The organism is Bradyrhizobium sp. LCT2, from assembly GCF_009931255.1.
Taxonomy (GTDB): Bacteria; Pseudomonadota; Alphaproteobacteria; order Rhizobiales; family Xanthobacteraceae; genus Bradyrhizobium; species Bradyrhizobium diazoefficiens.
In genome coordinates, this window is the sequence record NZ_CP034432.1 from 5,181,699 (window position 1) to 5,202,312 (window position 20,614).

The 20,614-nt window shown below is 57.6% G+C and carries 14 protein-coding genes; 6 read left to right on the top strand and 8 right to left on the bottom strand.

Annotated features, from left to right (window positions below; genetic code table 11):
* Nucleotides 1-523: 523 nt before the first annotated feature.
* Both EI171_RS24955 and EI171_RS24960 read right to left on the bottom strand, forming a co-directional pair.
* The gene (locus tag EI171_RS24955) at nt 524-1,093 is read right to left on the bottom strand and encodes a recombinase family protein (protein ID WP_161534929.1); all 570 of its coding nucleotides are present in this window, start codon (nt 1,091-1,093) and stop codon (nt 524-526) included.
* A gap of 418 nt (nt 1,094-1,511) precedes the next feature.
* A complete protein-coding gene (locus tag EI171_RS24960; RefSeq protein WP_161534930.1) occupies nt 1,512-5,534 on the bottom strand; it encodes a CHAT domain-containing protein in 4,023 nt (1,340 codons plus the stop codon).
* Between EI171_RS24960 and EI171_RS24965 the strand changes: the two genes are divergently transcribed.
* The 3 genes from EI171_RS24965 to EI171_RS24975 are packed head-to-tail and all read left to right on the top strand — an operon-like array spanning nt 5,506 to nt 7,821.
* Nucleotides 5,506-6,681: a S1C family serine protease gene (locus EI171_RS24965; protein ID WP_161534931.1), complete on the top strand. Its 1,176-nt coding sequence runs from the start codon at nt 5,506-5,508 to the stop codon at nt 6,679-6,681. The genes EI171_RS24960 and EI171_RS24965 overlap by 29 nt on opposite strands.
* Before the next feature lie 9 nt (nt 6,682-6,690).
* Entirely contained in the window at nt 6,691-7,047 is a 357-nt protein-coding gene (locus tag EI171_RS24970; protein ID WP_246740258.1) for a KTSC domain-containing protein, read from the top strand.
* Between the two features lie 36 nt (nt 7,048-7,083).
* Nucleotides 7,084-7,821 carry a DUF4339 domain-containing protein gene (locus tag EI171_RS24975; RefSeq protein ID WP_161534932.1) on the top strand — a complete coding sequence of 246 codons (738 nt, stop codon included), beginning with the start codon at nt 7,084-7,086 and terminating at the stop codon, nt 7,819-7,821.
* A 515-nt stretch (nt 7,822-8,336) separates the two neighbouring features.
* On the opposite strand, the gene EI171_RS24980 is transcribed toward EI171_RS24975, so the two are convergent.
* Nucleotides 8,337-9,719 carry an ATP-binding protein gene (locus EI171_RS24980; protein WP_161534933.1) on the bottom strand — a complete coding sequence of 461 codons (1,383 nt, stop codon included), beginning with the start codon at nt 9,717-9,719 and terminating at the stop codon, nt 8,337-8,339.
* Nucleotides 9,720-9,916: 197 nt separating this feature from the next.
* Nucleotides 9,917-10,612 carry a hypothetical protein gene (locus EI171_RS24985; RefSeq protein ID WP_161534934.1) on the bottom strand — a complete coding sequence of 232 codons (696 nt, stop codon included), beginning with the start codon at nt 10,610-10,612 and terminating at the stop codon, nt 9,917-9,919.
* A 1,183-nt stretch (nt 10,613-11,795) separates the two neighbouring features.
* On the opposite strand from EI171_RS24985, the gene EI171_RS24990 reads away from it, so the two are divergent.
* On the top strand, nt 11,796-14,090 hold the full coding sequence (locus tag EI171_RS24990) for an AAA family ATPase (RefSeq protein ID WP_161534935.1): 2,295 nt from the start codon (nt 11,796-11,798) through the stop codon (nt 14,088-14,090).
* Nucleotides 14,091-14,351: 261 nt separating this feature from the next.
* Entirely contained in the window at nt 14,352-16,100 is a 1,749-nt protein-coding gene (locus EI171_RS24995) for a hypothetical protein (RefSeq protein WP_161534936.1), read from the top strand.
* Nucleotides 16,101-17,192: 1,092 nt separating this feature from the next.
* Here the strand turns inward: EI171_RS24995 and EI171_RS25000 are convergent.
* Nucleotides 17,193-17,648: a hypothetical protein gene (locus tag EI171_RS25000; protein WP_161534937.1), complete on the bottom strand. Its 456-nt coding sequence runs from the start codon at nt 17,646-17,648 to the stop codon at nt 17,193-17,195.
* 435 nt (nt 17,649-18,083) lie between these two features.
* Here EI171_RS25000 and EI171_RS25005 point away from each other — a divergent pair, with 435 nt between their 5' ends.
* Complete coding sequence (locus EI171_RS25005; protein WP_161534938.1) at nt 18,084-18,509, top strand: hypothetical protein; 426 nt, start codon at nt 18,084-18,086, stop codon at nt 18,507-18,509.
* A gap of 50 nt (nt 18,510-18,559) precedes the next feature.
* Here EI171_RS25005 and EI171_RS25010 read toward each other — a convergent pair whose 3' ends face one another.
* From EI171_RS25010 to EI171_RS25020, 3 genes are read right to left on the bottom strand one after another with little or no spacing between them, the layout of a single operon-like run.
* The gene (locus EI171_RS25010; RefSeq protein ID WP_161534939.1) at nt 18,560-19,003 is read right to left on the bottom strand and encodes a hypothetical protein; all 444 of its coding nucleotides are present in this window, start codon (nt 19,001-19,003) and stop codon (nt 18,560-18,562) included.
* A 6-nt stretch (nt 19,004-19,009) separates the two neighbouring features.
* Complete coding sequence (locus EI171_RS25015) at nt 19,010-19,600, bottom strand: hypothetical protein (RefSeq protein WP_161534940.1); 591 nt, start codon at nt 19,598-19,600, stop codon at nt 19,010-19,012.
* Nucleotides 19,597-20,355, bottom strand: a complete 759-nt coding sequence (locus tag EI171_RS25020) for a TIGR04255 family protein (protein WP_161534941.1) — start codon at nt 20,353-20,355, stop codon at nt 19,597-19,599. The genes EI171_RS25015 and EI171_RS25020 overlap by 4 nt, the downstream gene beginning before the upstream one ends.
* Between the last annotated feature and the right edge of the window lie 259 nt (nt 20,356-20,614).

Genomic DNA, 20,614 nt, shown 5'->3' on the forward strand with positions numbered 1-20,614 from the left:
CACATTGGCCGGGCCCCGTGCGGCGACACGGATCGTTCAATGGACGTCGGTCCCCGACGTCACCTGGCGCGGGAGGCATGAATGACCCAAGCGGCTAAGAGCCAAGCTATGCCGCCTCAGCGGCAATGTGACCTGCGAAGAACGTGACAAAGGTCTTGAGGCTAGTCAGCTCTGACATGTCGGCGAAGTCGCCTGTGGTAAGCCCCGCAGCCCAACAAGAAATCCCCTAGTCCAGGATCCTCCGGCACCCCCGAAGAAACGCTAGAAATCGTCGCCAATAATTCTGGGACGCTTGCCCGCAACAGTTTCGTGCTGTCCGGATTTTGAGGCGCGCAAGCGGGCGTTCGTTAGGGCTCGCTCCCAAGCTTGCCGTGGTTCGTTTTGTCGCGTTGAGTTCACCGTGCCAGAGAACTCGAATTCGCCGTGTACCGGGCACTTGACCGCATATCCGTCGAACGTGACGCCAAGTTCTTCGGCGTCAAATTGGCAAATTGGGCATATCATTAGGAACTATCTCGCATGCTTATTGAGGAAGTGACCGTTGATAAGGGCCCGTCGCCACCAGCTCCGGATTGAGTTCCGCCCAGCTCTTTCGACCCTCGACCTTTCCGATCGCCTCGCGCTTGCGCTGACGCGCAGCGCGAAGCTTCGCGACCGTGGTCGCTTTCTCAAACTGAGCGATGGCACCAAGCACTTGGCGGACGAGTACTGCCGTTGGGGTATCCTCGATGAAGAAGTCGGGCGAGCTTGTCGGGATCAGCGTGACACCGAGGCTGCGCAGATGATCGTGTCCGGCTAGCTGGACTGCCAAGTCGCGCGCAAAGCCGTCAGGGCTCTCGACTAGGATCGTCCTGACACCATCGCCAGCGATGCGGTTGAGCATCGCCGCAAAGCCAGCCCGCTCGGCGATGGGATCGGCACCGCTCACCGCCGCGTCGTAGAATTCGTCGACGAGCTCGTAACCGTTCGCGTCTGCGAAGCTCTCGATCGCAGCGCGTTGCCGGCGATCACTATCCTTATCGGCGCCCACATTCGCTGCCGAAGAAGTCCTAAGGTAAGCAATAGCTTCGACCAATTTTTGCTTTCGTTTCATGGCCTTATGGCCCTTTCGTGTACAGATTTCTTGAGAAAGCGATGCGTCGCCTGCAGGACGAGCGTCGCTTCGCCTGCACCAAAACTTGAAGGTCACGAGACGAGGTAGGGGGACTCAGGGACGTCGGCGGAACGGGGCTCCTCCAACCCTAGCGTCCCAAGCCGATGAATTGTGAGCCAAATCTCGCAATCCGCACAAAAGAGACATGCGTAACTACGGTAGCAAGCTACGGATATCCCGCCTGCGTTCCGTCTCTCTCAGCATCCTACAGGGACAAACCGCGCCCAACACCACTGAGCACGCCGCCAATCATAAGAAGGAAAAGACAGGCGATTAGAAATCTCAGCCGTTGCCCCCGTCGAGCATTGGGAACGCCATCGCCTCTGTCCGCCGGTTGGTTAGAAGCGGATCATGATGTTCACTGTTGTGCTGAAATTGCGGGCCGGCCGCCCAGGCTACCATAGATCACCGGCTTGCCCCGACTAAACACAACTCCCTGGGCAAAAGCGCTTAAGCCGAAGGCGGAGTTATAGAGCGAGATTGTGCCTCCATCGGCACTGAGCTTGAGAAGCGAGAATTCAAGCAGTTCATTGCCGTCATCGCCCCATCGTTTGGTCGTTACTTCCGGCGACACCGCGCCTAGGCGTCTTACGCCAATCGGCCGTTGACGCTTGACCGCGAAGAGGGTTTCGCCATCCGTGACCGTCAGCGACTGAATGTTAGAGGGAAACGGGTCATCATCTTTCCATAGCGGAGATGATGTCAGCTCCGGGGTGACTTGCAGAAGAAGCCCTTTGCCGCTGTCCTCACACGGTCCGCGCGTCTGGCCGCCGATCCTGAGCCCTTGTTGGTCGCCTTCCGCGGCAACGACCTGCAAATCCGGAATGGTTAGCGTCCTCTTAACCTCCAAGGTCGCTGCGTCTAGAAGGTAGATGGTTGACTCGAGCGGCCCCTGACACAGGGTCGGCAGGCCAAACAAAGCCTCGCTCGAGCCGAAATTGCCGAACTGCCGCGAGTTGACGATTAGGGCGAGATCCGGGCCGACTCTTGAGAGCAGTGCCCATTGCCCGATGATGAACTCGGACATCCCAACCTTAATTTCCTTTCGTGCGGCCTCGTGGCCATCGGGGTCAAACCGGACGAGGTGCGCAATGCGATCTTCCTTTGACGAATATGTCGATCCCGACAACATGACGATGTCGTTGCCGACCTTCAGTGAACCGTACGGCATATCGTCCACGAGGTCCGGCCATGCCTTCTCCCAGACCAGCGTGCCATCCGGCGTAAATCGTCTCACAATCGGATAGGGGTGTACGGACACCTTATATCCGAACGCATAGACCTGAGATTGATCGACAAGAAGTTTGCCGGCGCCGATCTCATGCGACTTGGAAAAAGCGGGCGCGCTGTTCGATGTCGCGTCCCTGATGATGCTTGCCATCGTCTTTCCGTCCCAGTCGCCCATGACGGAGAGCACCAATCGGTCCGCGAGCGGTCTGGCATCAAAAACTTCGCCCACATCATCACTGCCAAGGTGCCGGTAATCGACGGTCGTCGCGGTCGCGCGCGCATCCTGTTCGATCTGGGAGGCGCCATAGCCGAACACGATGAACGGCGCCCAGAAGCGGGGATGATGATGGGCCCTGTCAGCTTTGGCGAGGTAGCGCTCAATGCCGTCGGAAAGCGCCAGAGACGCGCTCTTGTTCTGCTGCCCGTTCCAGGACCGGAAGAACTCCAGCATCAGATCGTGGGTGGCGTTGGTTTCCACCGTCCAAAGGGAGGCCAATAATGTTGGCGTTCCCGCAACCGAAAAGGCGGCAGCAAGATCGGTGATACCGATATTGGCGGCCGAGGTATCGATACGTGCCGTATTGCAGGCCGACAGCACGACCAGCCGCGCCTCGAGCGGAAGACGCGTGATCTCTGACGCCGTCAGCAAACCATCGTCGAAACTGTCAGAGAGATCATTCGGCGTCAAAACAAGAGATGCCTCGTTCAGGCCAGGCACATCGTTTCGCAGTAGCCCATGCGTCGCGAAATGGATGATATCGTATTTGCCAAGTTCCTTGCTGCGAAAATCCTCTTCCGACGCGTCCGTGCCAAGCAGTACGTCTCGTTTCGGAGCCTTTAGAAGGCTGGCCACACTATGGACCTCATCGGCCGTCTCCGGCAGTGATCCGAGTTCGCTCAAAGCGCCTCGTAGCGAAGCATTCGTAGTGCCTCCGCGGGTCAAGCTGGCCTGCGTTGTGACGCTCGCAAGCGACGGGTCGCCAATCCCCAGATAGGGAAGTGGCGCGTGCTGGTGTACGACGGATGCACGCATACCCAGAAAGTGACGCGCTGAAATCGAAGTGGCGAAGCGATATGTCTTCCCAAGCCAGCGCGCCGCTGACAGATCATAGCCGTCGCCCCTTTGGGGTGGCGCTTCCTCCAGCAACGCGGCGAACGGAATGCCCGCGAGTTCGTCGGGAGGTGCAACATTGACCAGCGAACCCGGCGGCACACAGGCGTCGAGGCCCTTGAACATGAGATCCTTGAGCCGAATCGCCGCTTCGACCGGGTACTGGCTGTCGAGCGTCTCGTCGGCCGCGCGCTCCTGCGTCAGTGCCAGGCGCAACAGCTTGGCATCGTGGATCGCTTGCTGTGGATCTATGTCCGACACCGAATAAAGCGCTGTCGATCCGGAGATGCAAAGCCGTCCCATACCTTTGAGTGTCAGAAAGTAAGTCAAAAAGACTTCGTGCGGTTGCAAGACCGGTTGAATCTGAGCAACACGCGGATAGCCGATCGCCTTCGCATAATCCTCTCCTTTTGCGAGCGTCTCACCCAGCTGCGTAACCGTCTGGGTCAGGTGCGCGTAGGTCGTGATCAGATACCCGGCTTCCTTCTTGTCGCCCGCCATGAGAACCTTGATCTGATCGAACTCCCATTGTCGCTTTTGCTGCAGCAAGAGATAGTAAGAGCGCACCGCCGCACGGGCCCGCTCCGTCTTTTGCGCCCCGATTAGGACGGCGAAGTCGCTGGTCTGGTGCCGAAGCGTGCGGGACAGCATCTCGCTGCCCTTGAGCGCAAGATCAGCAGCATCCGCAGGCGGGAACTCCGCCAGCGTTGTGAGAGCCGACTCGATTACGAGCAGATCGATCAACGTCGGAAGCTGAAATCCCTCAAAGCGGCGGGTCAAGAATGTCTCGAAAACCTCAATCCGCTCCCGCGCCGCCGTCTGCACAAGCGCGGCGGCTTCGGCCTTCGAGGTTTCTGCGGTAATGAGCCCGAGTGCGAAATGACGGTAGGATTCGATGTCTTCCTCGATCAAACCCTTCAACTGCCACTCCTCGGGCAGCGATCCAAAGAGAGGCTTCCAGACCTGCATGCGCGCGCGATCCTTGAAACTGTCGATCAGCAAATCCGACAGCGCAAAGTAAAATTCTTGCAAAGTTTCAAAATGACCGCGCGCGAGGATCGCCTCTCGCTGCGGCTGAAGGGGGTGGCGTGCATGAACGGCGGCGGCCTCGTCGGGAGTGCCTTCGAAGAGGGTCGACAGTGAAGCCAGGCTGTTGCTCGTTGAGGTCCGGTACAGCTTAATGCTGTCGTTGATATCCAGACGATCGTTGACCCGGATCCCTTCTTCGAGAAAGCCCGCGACCTGTTTGGAACGGGTGGTCATGGCGATCAGTTTGGTAATCAGCATCACGTAGTTGGCAAATATCGGCCCTTCATGATTGAGATTGGCGGCCATGTAAGGGTCGATGAGACGCGCAAGCGTCTGCGCGCTTGCAATATCCTGTTGCGTGATTAGAGACTCGAGCAACTCGGCCAAAACCTTGCAGATGCTGTATTTGTCCTTGGGATCAATCAGCAAGAGACTGACGACCGCGCTTGAATAAGCCTTTTCGACCAGCCGATATTCGTTCGAGCGCAAAAAGTAGGTCACAGCTGCCAGATTGGCGGACGCAGCTGGGTATGGCGTTGCCGCCGGATTGAACGCGACTTTATTGTCCCGGAAAATTCCCTTCAGTATCTCTGGGTTGTTGGCCCAGACCTGGGCGCGGACAAAGTAAGCATAAAGATCGGAAAACAGCGGTTTGAGCGCATCGTCATCTTTGACAATCTCATAAGCCGCGACCTCGGCTTCCAACGCACAGCCGAGCTCGTACGCTGTCGAGCACATCTCTGTCAGGTCGCGAAGCAGATATGCCTTTGTGCGCTTGTCGGTCTCCTGCTTGGCAAGCTCCGCGATCTCCCGGGCCGCTTCGCGCACCTGGCCGTGATGAAATTTCTGGTAGGCAGCCTGTTTTCGGCTTTCCAAATCCGGAGCGGACTGTGAAAATGCTCGCGAGGCGGGAACGAGCTGGAAGATTGTGCAGAGCAGCATCGCTGCCAGCACGGGCATCAGGGCAGGGGGGCCCGATCTTATGAAGCGCGCAACGTTGTCAGCCGTCATTGCCATCGCTCTTGCGGATCCTGCCGTGGCGCAGGCGGACATGGTTGGCATGGCCCTCCCGGCGTCTCCCGATAACGCTAGCACACTCTCCGTCGAGAGCAGCCCCGAACTTTACGATCTCGGAGGTCTCACAGCCAAGGCCACGACCAAATATACCGGTGCCAAGCTTGTCGATGCGCCTTACACCGGACGGGGCCGCCACGACTCTGAAATCTACCGCGCGCTCTCATCCTCGGTCGTCATCGTAGTCACCGACGACAGCATCGGTTCAGGCTCCTATATCGGGGGCAGCAACAGCGTCCTGACGAACTGGCACGTCGTCAAAGGCTTTCAGAAGGTTGGCCTACTCTTCAAACCGCCGTCCGAGGGAAGCAAGCCATCCGAGGCCGACTTTGAGATCGCAGAAGTGATCAAGATCGATCCGGGCCGCGACCTGGCACTCCTGCGTCTTGCCTCGGTGCCCCGCGACGTCAAGCCGATCATCTTGGGCTCGGAGTCCGACATTCAAGTCGGCGCCGATGTGCATGCGATCGGGCATCCGACCGGCGAAGCCTGGACCTACACCAAGGGCTTCATCAGCCAATACCGCAAGGACTATGAGTGGCGCACAGAGGAGGGGGCCCACAAAGCCAGCGTGATCCAGACCCAGACACCGATCAACCCCGGCAACTCGGGAGGGCCGCTGCTCTCCGACGACGGCAAGCTTATCGGCGTGAATGCGTTCAAGGCCAAGGGCGAGGCGTTAAACTTCGCGATTGCGATCACCGATGTGCAAGTCTTTCTTGCCAAAGCCGGGCAGCCGATCCTTGCGAAGGCACCATCGACCTGCAAGTCGATAAAACTGTACGATGGAAGGGACCGGCAGGATATCGCGACACTTGTTCAGTTCGATACGAACTGCGATGGCAAGCCGGACTATTCCTTCGTCACACCTGACGACCGCACCAAGCCCATCTCGGCGCATCTCGACACGAATTTCGACGGTAAAACCGATATCTCCGTCGAAGATCGCAATCGAGACCAGAAGTGGGACATCTCCTTTCATGACGTTGATTTCGACGGAAAGATTGATCTCGTCGGCTATCATGCCGACGGCAAGCTTACACCCTCGCGCCTCGACAAATACGTCCCCGGCACCCGCTATTGAGGATCCGCGTTGCGTGCAAAACAAAGTGTTATCGTAGCTGCGCTGGCGTTGCTCAGCTTCTACTTGCTGCCGTCACACGGCGAGACGGTCAATGTCAAATATCGCGGTCCGGTCGATCTCAAGAGCTTTGCCTGCAACGATATCAGCCGCAGCAGTTTCATCACGCGCGTCTGCTACGACCGCGCAGAGCGGTACATGATCATCCGCCTCAATGCGATCTACTACCATTATTGCGAACTGCCGCCCGCCATATTGCGCACATTCCTCGACGCGCCATCGATGGGCTCATTTTACAACCAACGTATCAAGGGAACGGGTCTTGATGGCCCATTCGATTGCCGCACGCACCCTGTGCCTGAATACTGATTCTATCGCGCCGCGCGCGAACGTAAGGAGGGCTCGATGTCCGCCTGGTATTATGTCGATGAGCACAGGCAAACCATCGGCCCACTGCCGCGGGAACGCCTGATCAGTCTCTTGCGCGAGATGGCGCGTCCCGGTGATGTTTTCGTCTGGCAGGCAGGATTCGACGCCTGGAAGAAGGTCTCGCAGGTCGAGGAATTGCTCCCGCCGCTGGCCGCCATACCTCCACCGCCGCCAGAGCTCCAGCCCGGTCTGGCGCTGAGCGCCGATGACTCAGGCGGTGGCGGGGTGACCAAAACCGCGACACGCGCCAAAGACGCGCTCCAGGCAATCGGTGGCTATATGCTTGTCATGGCGGTGGGCATTGGTTTCGTCACACTGCTGATGATGCTCTTTTACGGAGCTACCTGGGCATCCGAGAATCTGCTCCGTTACGTCAGCCTAGCCGCGCAGTGGGCCATCGTGACCTGTATCGTGATATTGGCGCCACTCGCGGTGTTCCGACGAACGCGCATCATAAGCGCTTTCGGGTTTTTCTCGTCATCTTACATTTTCGGCACCTGTCTCTGGATGATGGGCCTGCTCAGCGCCTATTTTTACTGGGGACTGAAATCTATCATCATCGGCATGTGCCTGTTTGGCGTAGGCGTCGTGCCGGTGGCGCTTCTGGCCTCGCTCTTCAACAGCGACTGGACAGCAATCGCGATGATGCTGACAGGCGTCGCGCTCACATACGGCACGCGTATGCTGGCACTATGGATGTTTGAGAAGGTTTGATCAGTCGCGGGATGGCGGTCGTAACTCGCTTCTAGGCGCTAGGCGAGGGGCTCTTTAGCGAGGATGGTCGTTGTCCACAACCAAAGCGTGCGCCAACGGCTTGAAGTTGAGCTCCCCTCTCCAGTTTGTGATCGGGATAGGTCACTATTGTACAGAGTTGGGATCGGATCCGAGTCCTGCTCAAACCCGATCGGCATCGTGCCCGAGGCGGCGCCGGTCGACCGCTCGTCCGTTCAGCAGGCCGGCTTGCAAATCGTGATTGTTCAGCCGCCCGGAATCGCCGCCAGCGCGCGCCGCGCATCATCGGCCCGGAGCCGGTGCAACAGCTCAGGCACGAGTCAGCCCAAATTGAGCGTTGAGCAGCAGGGCAACAAGCTGCCTGAAGCAAGAATCCAACAAATTACATTAACCGGCTCAGACTCGCTTCAAGTAAGCCATTGAATTAATTGTAAAAAACATCGATGCGGCGACCCCGCTAATCCTATGGGGCGAATCAATTACATAACGGAACTGTGTCAAGCGTAGAATGGAACGTACCGAGCGTTTCTGTTGGCTTGTTCCTCACTAAGCGGCCTGATCAAGCCGGCTTCGATGGTGTCTCGGATTACAATTGACGCTTGGGGGTATTGGCTGTCGGGCAGTCCAAGCCGCTTCCGAAAGCTGGCGTTGCTCATTGGTTCATTCGACTCAAATCGAAGACAGGCATGCTGGTAGCACGCTCGGACACGCCCTTCCTTGGACATTTCGGCAAAGCTACCCGGCCGATAGATGATGACCACCGTCGATCCTTCCACCTCTCTGAATAACGGCGCCGGAAGGGCATCTTTCTCGATGGCTTCCAGCGCTCGATCAATGCCACTGCCTCTTTCCTCGCATAATCCAATCCTCCGCATCATCGCAGCAAGCCTCTCATTTCGAGATTTTGACGGCGCATCGATAAAACGGTTTGGGTCGACGAGAGGCGCGCCCGGATTTGTAATCTGCACCTTGTCTTTGAACACTTCGACTGTTGGATGCCCGGGTTGGGTGAAATCCTGATGGATCAACGCATTCGCGATCAGCTCGCGGGCCGCAATTTCCGGGATCGGATATTTGTTCTGCCTGATCCCTGTAATCATAATTTCCTCGTGCGGCATGCGTGTCATCACATGTTGAAGTAACCTCTTAAAACCTATTGCATAGCCGAGCTGCCCGGTAACATCTCCTACCGCGTCGAGTTTCTTTGTTCGTTTGTACTCGATGACCCTCGGAGCCTTTCCCGCCACACTCGGTATCGTCGATAAGTTCTTCGCCGCGAGCAGCGCGAACAAATTGGTCACATCAAGTCGGCCCTGCCGATCATCAATGAGCAATCCCATCCCCATTAATTGCTCGATGGTCGACTTTCGCGAGCGCGCCTGGACGCCAAGCATTTCCAACAGCGTCTCCGGTTCAAACAGCGAAAACACTTCATTGGGGGTAACGTGATGAAGGGCAACACCCTGCTCAAAGGCAAAACTCGACGTGGCGAGCCAAAGCGCGCGTTCGCGCTCCGGATACTCGCCGAGCGGCTTCAAAACCGAGTCTACCCTAATGAACGCGTCCTTCCTGTACCGCACAGGCCGTTGATAGGCCGGGTCAATGGCAATTAGTTCGACAGTCTTGTCTTCGATCTGAATGGTTACGAATTCTAAGTTGAGGTGAGGATCCAAGGCGCGAGTGAGCCAATGCTCGAAGACCTCGTTGCCGACCTTCTCGGATTTGAGACTGATCGCCGTTCCAACGATGTTGTGGGTTTCGTTTTCAATTCCAAATGCGAGGTAAGCGCGTCGCTCACCCTTTAGGATAGCGGAATTGGCGAGGCCGGACACGTACCGCGCGACGTCGTCCGGGTCAAACTTGTTGACCTTGAATTCCACCCATTCAGTTTCGCGCGGAAGCCCACAAAGAGATTTCAGGAGCGCTTTGGAGTCAGAGATTTTCACTGAGGTGCACGTCTAGAGAGCAGATAATGGCGCGACTCGCTTCAGGCCAGATAAGCTGGCGAATCCTGCCAGCAAGATCAGGGCGCACGCAAGAGATAAAGCTGTTCCCCTGAGGTGGGCGAACCAATCGGCTATTTGCCCGGCTGGAATTCTGCGCTGCGCATCTCCTGCTTCACCTTTTCCCATTCGCCCTTCAGGACGGCCCGTCCAGCGTCCATCAAAGGAGCGTCTAGCGCTTGGCGTTCTGTGCTCCTTTCGCGGTTGTAAATTTCGTCCGTGATGTCCCAAAGCTTCCGCTGAATCGCATCTTCCTTGTTCAAAAGTAGATCGAGTTGAGTGCCGAGCAAAACGATCTTCTTCAATCCCTCGTCGTTAGACTTCTGTCGACTTTTTCGCTCGTCCACATCTGAGACTGCCTCAAGAACATCCTTGTCCTCCAAGTTCATGAGAATCGCGTGGTATTCCGCGAGCGTGTCTCTCAGGTTGTCCATCCAAGATATCCGAAGCTTGGCAATTTCCCGAAAACCCGCGGTTTTAGCAGTCAACATGGCGGCGTTCGCGGACGTCTGGCTAGCTGCCGCCTGTTTTCTCCCGATCCACAGTGTGACCAGCGGACCACCTACACCGCTGATGAAAGCGAATACGGCGGCCAGGATAGCAACGACAGCCTGAGGGCTATTGAGTACGTCCGCGAGAAGGTGGTCAACCTTGAAAGCGTCGTCGTAGCATTCGAGCCGTCGAGCCGCGTCAAGGATGGTTTTACAGCTTTCCGCCTGTGCCGAAGTCGTCCAGCATGCAGCCAAAAACAAAACTACAATTCTGAGCATACCCTGCCTTCTTGAAAAGCACGTCAATCCAATCGCAACCGGAGGGCGAATGCAAGGGAAGATGCTTTAGGGGCGCGTTATCGCTCTGAGCTATTCGCCCCGGCTACGAAAACCGCGCGCCACCCAAAGTCCCAACCAGCCGAGGGCAAATAATACCACCGGCGGGCCCAGCACGACCGTTGGGTAAACGAGGGGCGGCAGAGGGTATAACCGTTCGCGGGCGGGAAGGAAGTCGCACCACGGCCCAGTCTTCGGGCATCTCGCGTGCTGCACTCATCTTCATGCTGCGCCCAGTGCGCCGCCGACATACGCGCCGGGGCATCAGTATTCCAAACAAATACTGCCGCTACTCCTGCAGTGCAGAGGCAAAGAATCCGGCTGTGAGTAGCCAGCCGGTCGGACCGGTATAGTTGACCGCCGAGACTTGGCTCGATGCAAAGACGATATTGACGTCGCTGGAGGAGACGGCGGTCGCGCCATATCGATCGCAACTGGCCGACGCCACGGTCATGCCGTTGCCAGACGCATAACGCCAAGCCTCGGATGCACCCTCAGCGGCTTTGTTGGCTGGCGCCCCAAGCAGGCGAGCACTTGTTCCACAGCGCGGATCACCGCTCCTCCAAACCGTGAAAGCCAAGCCATTGGAGTGTCGACAATCTATCCGGTGCTACGCTGTTTTCTGCTGAGTAGCTACGGTGATGAGCTACGAGTCCACCGACCGTGCCCGGAGTGACGATTGCAGCTCGCGAGCTAATGAGGGTCGGACTGTTCTGAGAAAGAACAGTCGTTCGCTAAGCGCAACCAAGGTCGGAGCGCCTGGTCATGCTATTAGCAGTAAGGGCCGCGATCTGCCGGAAGTGAGAGAGTGGGAGGCCCGCTTCCGGCGCGCCGGTAGCGGGCCTCGTATAGTCTTTCTCTGTTCGCAGCGAGCTTTCGATAGGTCTTTGCCTGTGCCGCTTGGTTTTGTCCGGCGTGCGGCATCGGGCTGATAATTCGGGTCTGATCGTTGATGCCTTCTCCGGCAGCCGAACCAAGCTCGCCCAGTGTAAGCCTTTTTGTTGATGGCTAGGAGCTGGCTCAGCCCGTTCGGAAATTGATTCTTTAAGGGGGCCAATGTACAGGAGGTGTGCACCCGGCCAAGCACAACCATACTGATCTACCGGGGAGCTATGGGGCGTGTCTCGTGGTCCGAAAGCTCAATCTGCTGCGCAATGTTGGGAAGTTTGACAACGTTGCCGCCGGCGCTCAACTTCCATTCAGCCGATTAACCGTGATCTATGCAGAGAATGCGCGCGGGAAGACGACACTGGCCGCGATCCTGCGGTCGCTCGCATCCGGTCGGGCGGAGCTCGTTACTGAGAGAGCGCGGCTCGGTGCCACACATCCACCGCATGTGGTCGTTGACACCGGCGTTGGCGCGCCTGCTATATTCCAGAACGGAGCCTGGACCCGCACCGCACCCGAGATCGTCATTTTCGATGACGTCTTCGTCGCGGAGAATGTCTGCTCCGGCATGGAGGTCGGTACGACTCACCGGCAGAACCTCCACGAATTGATCGTCGGAGCTCAGGGCATAGCCCTGACGAGGGCACTGCAGGCGGAGGTCGATAGGATCGAGGTCCATAATGCCGAGCTCCGGGAGCGGGAAAGCGCGATACCGGCTCGGCTTAGGGGCAGCCTCTCGGTTGACACGTTCTGCGCACTAGCGCCGGTGGCCCACTTGCCGCGGGCGATTGAGGAGGCGGAGCGCCGTCTCGCCGCGGCACGCGACGCCGTCAAAGTCGCAGAGACGCCAACCTTACCGTCGCTCTCACTGCCGAAGATAGACCTCGATGCGCTCCGGGACCTGCTTGGCAAGGGCGTTCCCGATCTCGACGCGAGCGCCCTGGGGCGAGTACAGAACCATCTCAGCCAGTTGGGCCGCGGAGGCGAGGCGTGGGCGGGAGAGGGAATGGAGTTTGCTGGTCGTCTTGCTGAACACGGGCATGGCGAATGCCCCTTCTGCGCTCAAAATCTGGCGGGCTCTCCGGTCCTTGCTCACTACCGCGCTTACTTTGGGCACGCCTACAACGGCTTAAAGCGCCAGATCACAGATGCGGCCCGCGCCTTCCGGGCGGCTCAATCCGGTGATGTCCCGGCGGCGTTCGAGCGCAACATACGCGAGATTGTGGAGCGCCTGACGTTCTGGAAAGCGTTTGCCGAGGTTCCGACCATCGAGATCGACACAGCGGCGATCGCGCGAACATGGAAGTCAGCCCGGGAAACAGTTGAGCGCTTGCTTGAAGCAAAGGAATCCGCGCCGCTAGACCCTACGAGGGTGCCGGCCGAAGTCGAGCGCGCGATCGCGGAGCACAACGCCCAGTGCGACAGAATTCGCGAGATCTCGGATCAGCTAAACGCCGTCAACACCCGGCTGGAAACTGTGAAAGAGCAGGCGCGCGAGGCCAATGAAGCGACGTTGGCAAACGATTTAGCCAATCTACGAGCGGTCGAAGCGCGACACGATCCGACGATTGCACCGCTCTGCGATGCATACTTGACGGAAAAGGTGGCGAAGACTGCCACCGAGCAACGGCGGAGAGCTGCTCGGACTGCGCTCGATCAACACCGGCAAGCCGCCTTTCCCGCTTACGGGATCGCAATCAATGACTTCCTCCAGCGCTTCAACGCTAACTTTCGGGTTGGTCCGGTGGACCCTGCGAACACGCGCGGCGGTTCGACGGCAAACTATACCCTATTAATCGATGGAACTCCTGTTCCGCTGACGGCCGATCCAGGAGCGCCAAGTTTCAGCAACACTCTCAGCGCCGGAGACCGCAACACACTGGCGCTCGCTTTCTTCTTCGCAAGCCTCCAGAACGATCCGCAGCGTGCACAGAGAATTGTCGTCATCGATGACCCGATGACGAGTCTCGATGAGCACCGCACGCTGCATACGCTGCAGGAGGTCGACCGTCTGGCGCGTGACGTGGCCGGTATGGTGGTTCTCTCGCACTCGAAGCCGTTTCTGCTCGGCGTGTGGGACAAATGCCAACAATTGCAGAAAGCCGCCATGGAGGTCCGACGTTCAGGGCTCGGTTCGACTCTAGCTGCATGGGACGTGAATGCTGCGATGGTGACCGAGCATGACCGGCGGTACGCGGCAGCGGTGGAGTATCTGGACCAAGCTGACCCGGTCACCGAACGTCGGGTCGCCGAATCGCTGAGACCGATGATGGAGTCATTCTGCCGCGTTGCCTATCCAAACATTTTCACCCCCGGCAGTATGCTCGGCCGGTTTCAAGATCTTTGCGAGACGCGAGCCGGCACCCCTCAAGAGATCATGAGCGCGACCAATGCGCGGGAGTTGCGCGCGCTGCTGGATTACGCAAACCGGTTTCACCACGATACGAACGCCGCATACGCGACCGAGCTAATCAATGACGCGGAGCTGTCGGACTTTACTCGCAGGACACTCGCCTTCATCCGCCGATCATAGGGTGGGCTCTCAACATCGTTGATCGTAGGAGCTCTTGCTGACTAGGTCGGCGTTCGCAGCTCCTTCAGTGACGTTGTTAGCTGCTTATACTGCACAGCAGTCTAAAGTTAGTAGTTATGGTAGAGAAGGGGAGCCGTGGTGGGACGCCGCAAAAAATCAGCAGGCAAAACAGACCTCGTCGCGACAGGGTCATCTGCCACTGACAGAGAGACTATTCGAATTCTCTTTAAACAAGCTTGGGTTGCAAGCGCGGGGATTGGAGTGCGTGACATTGACTTTACCCTGATCAATTGGCCTGAGGCAGCACGAGCCATCGATAGGGCGTCGGAAATACTTGCACTAGATCCGGAAAAATATCGGGTGCTTTCAAACTTCCTTGCTGATGCGCCGGACCGTGAAGCTGCCCAGGTGATCCGTGAGACGATCGACCGATGGGTAGCGAAAAACTGGGCTATATTCGAGACCGAGTGGCGAAGCGAGGCGCTCAAGCGTTTCGAGGGAAACGGCTCTGGATATCGGGCTTTCGAAGACTTCATAGATCGATGGCCGCAGTTAGCTTCCGACACGAAATTGCTGGCGGATGTTATCGAAGCGTTCGACCGAGATCCGCGCGATATGGAGGAAAAAGTCGAGAGGCTCAGAGCCCTTACCGGCCCAATCGCATCGGTCAAGATCGTGATTGACGCAGTCAACCGGAATAACGCCGGGCCCAAGGTCTCGCGCGAGCTCGCGTCATTGATCGCCGAATGGGCGGGCAAGACCGTTTGGGGCCAATTGCAGTACGCAATATGGCGCAACGACACCCGAACATACCGCGCCCAGGCTGAGCTGATAGTGTCCGATTCGGTAAAAGCGGTTGCCGCGCATCTTGCGCAATTCGGATTGACAACAGGTTTCGTGCATCGCAGATTTCGGGTTTCCGATCTTTCAGCGGAAACTAGGGCGACGTGGCGCAGATCGCTGCGAGCTGCCATCGGCACGGATTTCGAGCTTCGTGAGGTGGTAACTGAGGTTCTACTTTGGTTTGGGCTATTGGGCGACGATCGTGCCGTTTTGTTCACCATTCTTGAGCTTTACTCCGAGGGCCTCAACAAAGCCATGGAGTCGTTTCGCGATCATCCATCCGAGATTGTGCAACTTCGCGCAAAAGCGGTTCTAGATTTGGCGAACGGAGAGCCTGACGCGGCCGAACTATTGTGCATCCCTCGGGGCGTGCGAGTGGACGCCGGCAAGCCAAGAGAGCAGCAGAGCGTTACCTGGATAGGCGACGCGCGTATTGAGGGTTTGATCAAGAGGGCATTAGGTGACGCCGCGCGAGAATTCGGAGAGGAAGTCCGCAGAACGGTGGATAGCGGTGAGGAATCCCATGTCGCAATTCTGTTTGAACGCCTCCGCCATGCCCTACGCGAAATCAGCGCTCGCCTAGCGGCAACGGCGGCAGAGACAGACGCGAGCGAACGATTGGAGCTCAAGCTCGAACATCGCATCGTGGGGAAGCACGAGGAGGGCGGCGAAGGTGTTGGCACTGACCGTTTTTCGGCGGACGTTTGTCTGATTTTCGAAGCTCGCTATGCCGGGGCGCAGCCTTTCGCCCGGCGCGCATCCTTCCTTCAGGCCAAACGGCTACATCGCCGTGGGTCAGCGCGAGATATCGAATATTACCCGGTTGACCCTACCCAACTTGAAGACTTGGCCGGCCAGACATTAGCGAGCTTTCTCCTGCTTATCGGTCCCACGAGCGAAGGAATAGACATGCCGATTATTCCAGCTCGGCTTTTTCTCGACCTCGCGGAGCGCGGCATGCAAGCGAACCAAATTAGTCCGCCAGCAGCGGCGCGGATCGCGCAGAGTCTCTCCACGTGGCTGGTGGAAGACGTCATCGGTCTGTGGACGGGGGACTGGAATGATGCGATCGTTAATCGTGCTGCCGGCAGCGAGGGCCGCGAGCCCTACCTCCTCGCTAATTTGTCGGCCGAAATTGTCCGGAGAGGCCCAGATGGGTGGCTCTGATGAAGGCGATCGCTTTGAAGCGTCGGTAGCTCCTTTAATGACTCGAGCCGACGTTACCGTCCCTAACGCCTAATTATAGAAGCGCGGTCTGGACCAAGGCTTGTGTGCTGACAATAGAGCCCGCCAGGGTTCGTGCTGGCGGCCGATACTCACGAGGATATCCACTCCTCCGCACCAGAGGTGTCAACCTACAGAAATGGCAATGATTTTCTACATATCGAACTAAGCTCGTGCAAATAACTACGGTAGTGATCTACAAGTGAGCGCACGCCAGAACTCAGAGTTTGAAGCTCCACGATCACCGGGGAGGCGGCCCTAGCCCGGCTGGGCGGGTATGCAGGTTGCCGCGCGTCTGGGAATAACTACAGCTGACCGTGCGCAGCTCAAGCTCCGCACGATCAGGGCTGTCGCCAAAGCCGTCGAGCAACGCCGGGCTAGGCGCCGCGAAATCCACTGGCTGGCCTAAAAGCGGACGCGGCGCGCGCCGGACGCGCCCCAGAAAGGAATTTGAGAGGCAATCCGCTGAACAACAGCAGCCGTGTCTTACTCTAGGAATCAGCGGGCGGACTTGGTACCGCCGGTGTGCCTAGTCCTCAGGCCATTTCTTCAGCATTTCCTCGAGGTACGCGCGCGCCAGCTTTCGTGCCCGCCTTTTCCGATCGTCCGCTTTCTCCGAGGATCCCAGCCGTGGCGTACCCAATCCGACGTCGACACTGACGATGTCATTGTACTCGCCACCCGGCGAGAAGGTGACCCGAAATCGGTGCGGTGTGTCCGGTCGAGCGGTCGTAAGGACCTTTCCGATATTGGCTGGCGGCGGACGGCGGAGGATACGAGACATAAAGCTAACTCCAAACGGCCGGCTTGGCAGAGGTCCGGCTACACCACAGGTAGAGTATATATATATATCGATCCCGCTCCTGTGCACCAGACGATGGTCAACCAGCCACGCCACCACATGACCTTCCGTGCGTTGGCGCTTTCGACCGAGACCGCGCATGTTCGCGGCGGGAGTGCGATCACACCGGTCACAACCGACGCAAAGCCAGCTGAAGAGCGGCGGGCTTCAAAACGCGTGGCGCGCTCCACGATCTACGGGATCGCCCTGGCGACTTGGTCGATTAGGCAAGAAAGAGCGCCGGCTCGATCCCGAATAGCTTGGAGCTCGCTAGTCGATCGGGTAGTGCCGGTCTTGCTGCGTCGAGCGGTGGTAGCTTGATAGCCAGGCTGAACATAGCCTCGGGCATAGACTCCCTCAAATAGCGCATGAACGAAGGCGTTGCGGTCCTCAGCAACTTCTTCGTATTCTTTTGCCGCTATTGATATCTGGGCGGCGATGCGCGGATCCGGGATTCGGCCGGTGAGTGCCTTCGCCCAGAGCTTCGCTTGTTGCTTCGCCGTTTCCGTCGTAATTTTCTTGGCTGCAATTGGATCGGCACGCTCTGCCGACTCAATCACCAAACTCTCGACCAGACCCATGATCTCTACCAGTTCGCCAAGCAGGGCATGTTGATCGCGTGTAAGCACCAATGGTCGAGCCGGATCCATGAGCCAGTTTCTCGCTTGTGTTAATCGCTCTCCCGGCCAAAAATGGCGGTCTCCTGCGGCGATATTGCGGAGACCGGAAAATACACCGCTACGTCCATCCCGCCAAACGGGCCTTCTCATCGCCAACCGCATGCGTTTCGAACTGTCTCGCGGACCTTACTTGGCCCATTGCCATCGTCTATCACTCCACCTGCCTTAAGCAGCACGCAGAACCCAACTGAATGTCTGGTACAGTGGCCTGGCCGCGGTAAAAACCGCTCTATCGGGTCGACCTCATACGGCCATTGGCGCGGAACATCGCCCATCATGGCACTCCTGCTGCGAGTAGTGGGTGGGGCGATTGTTCGCTTATCCCGGCAATCCACAGCCGCAATCCGCCTGATGACAGCGTTGCTATGCTAAGTCCGTTCCGGGCCATGGTTCGGAGAGTTCGAAATGGTGACAGTCACGAGCGTGCTCGTCGGCCTATTTTCAGGGTTCGTCGGTTGGATCCTGAGCGAGTTCATTGCAAAGCCATTGCGCCGCGCTCTAGACATGGCGGCCGATGCCAAGGCAAGCCTCATCGAGTACACCAACGTTTCCGCGAGATTTGATGCTTACGGAAAATCGACAAAGCTGTCTGACGAACAAGAGAAGCGTCTTGCGGAGTCAGAAAAAAAGTATCGGCGGCTCTCGGCGGAGTTTTACGCGTTTGCACAGACGGACAAGGCAGCGCATCTTATATTGAAGCATCTACTGCTTGATGCGGAAGGGGCGGCGACCGCCCTGATGCAACTCTCGAATAACGTCGGACAATACGGTGGTGGAAGGAAATCGGCGACGGATGAAGCGAAGAAAGCGCTGAAGGTTACGTTGGTCTAGCGAGTCGACCCGCGGCATTCCCGGCCCAATTCGTCGAATGTCCAGGAATGTCAAGGGCAAGTATGGGGCTCGAGAGCGCCGAATGCGCTACGAAGCATCACCTTTAATTCGCTCCGATCGTTCTTCTTAGTCCCTGGCGAAAAACCAATGTGCGCGTGAGATTTGCCTTCATCGGGGGCGTGCTCGACGGTCAAGCAGGCTCCCGTTGCGCTTTTCAGCGATCGGATATCGCTCACCTTGCCGGTGATCGATCCGAAGTACGTTGATCGATCTTTGCCTTTGGCGCGATCAGATGCCTGCTTTGCGCAACCGGAAGAGTGGACCTCGTCGATTGTCGGCGCTTTGGCGCGCCAGAGCACGGACTCGCACTGACCTTGATCGGACGGAAACTGAAATATGTTGTCCCAAACAAGATCTTTCTCTTCCTTCCTCATCGAAGGCTCGAAGAGTAGGCGCGAGACCAGGTCATCGTCTGAGATATTCTCCGCCGCCACGATTTCTCACTTCGACGGAAGAAGCTCTAGGATCGGTTGCGGAATTCGAACGCCGAGGAAACGTTGATCGTCGACGTGCTTTACATCGGCGGTGCCCAACCCGCATGCTAGGTGCAGCGCACGCTTCTCGACCGTAAGCACACACTTTGGTTTGCCGGGATCATCCCAGACAAACATGACATCACCTTCGCCATCTGGAGCGACCTTCGGGAGAGGGGTCTTGCCGGGAAGGCAATCCAAAAACTTCTCCGCGCTCAGAGCGGACATCTCGTTAACGCGCGTCGATGAGCCGTTCCAATTTGGAGCCGACTTCTTCATGCTTCGAATGGCTTCCGTAAGGCGCGCCTTCTTCGCTTCAAACTGGGCCTGCTCAGGCGACTTCGTTGTCGGGCTAATGGGGCCATCGGTTGTGGAAGCGTAGAAACTCGTGACATATGCCGGTTGCCCTCCGCTAGTGCCGGCATAAATTTGCGGAATGATGCCATTGATTAAGACATCAGCCCAAAGCGTGCCGCTGCCGGCAAGGCCGACGACCTCAACAGGGGAGCCGCTATTAAGCGAGTACCGCCTGGTCTCAATATCTTTTGGCAAACTCATTTCAGTTTTCCAGAAAGCAGTTGCTTTAAACTGTTGGTCCCGGCTGAGTCGAACGTTGTCCAAACATCTTCGTGCAAAACATCTAATGCTTCGGCAATTTTGGGGGCAGTTGGTTCGTTAAGTTCAGTCGTGATTCGATCTATGTCCATGACGGTCGTGCCGTAAGGCCAATCGGGACCAGCCGGCTCTCCCGTAACTGTCACAACGCGGAGATCCGAAGGAGTTGGACTTGTTTCGAGGCGGCCCAAGAAATGCCCTTGCGAGGATAGCAGAGCTTCAGGCAGATCGCTGGTGGGCTGCAACCAATCGCTGGGTCTCGTGAGTTTCTCAGTGTGCGTAATGCGATTAATGTAGCGCAGGCCGATTTTGGTGACTGTACTCGACTTGATGTGGGTCGAGTACAGCTCCCAAAGCTCGAGCAGTTTTCGTCGAAAAACGTCCCACCCTGGATAAACCTCGTTTGATTGGTAGACAAAGTTGACTGACGAGACTTGGACGAACCGCTTTCCATCCGAAGTCGCAAAACGGAACGCGCCGGCATTCTGACTACGGAGGAGCTCGGGTGCCATCGTAGGTTGCTGCGACACAACAAACTGGAGCTGCGTCGGTACTGCCTGCATCTCGGGAAATTCGCCAGCGAAGAGGGGATAGATAATCCCGGTTTGAAGTTTCACCTCGGCTTCAGATACGAAGCCGATCTCGCACGTCACTTGGACGATCGTTGGTTTCGGATAACTCGGATGCTTGGTGGTCAAGACGGGACCCAGACACGGAATCGCGGGGAGCCCCATTAGGTCATCAATGCCGGTTGCGAGTCAAACCGGCGAGGGGATCCCGAATCGCTAGTCAGACCGCCTGAGAAACCTGATATGGCGATTTAACCCAATCTTTACAAGGCGTCGTACCGCTTCCGGTCGACTGGGAGAGGGGGCCTTGCTGCTCAATCCACCCGTCAATTTCTGCGAGCGTCGGTTCGGGCATGCGTACTACCACGGGTTCGCCTTCTCCGTCGGC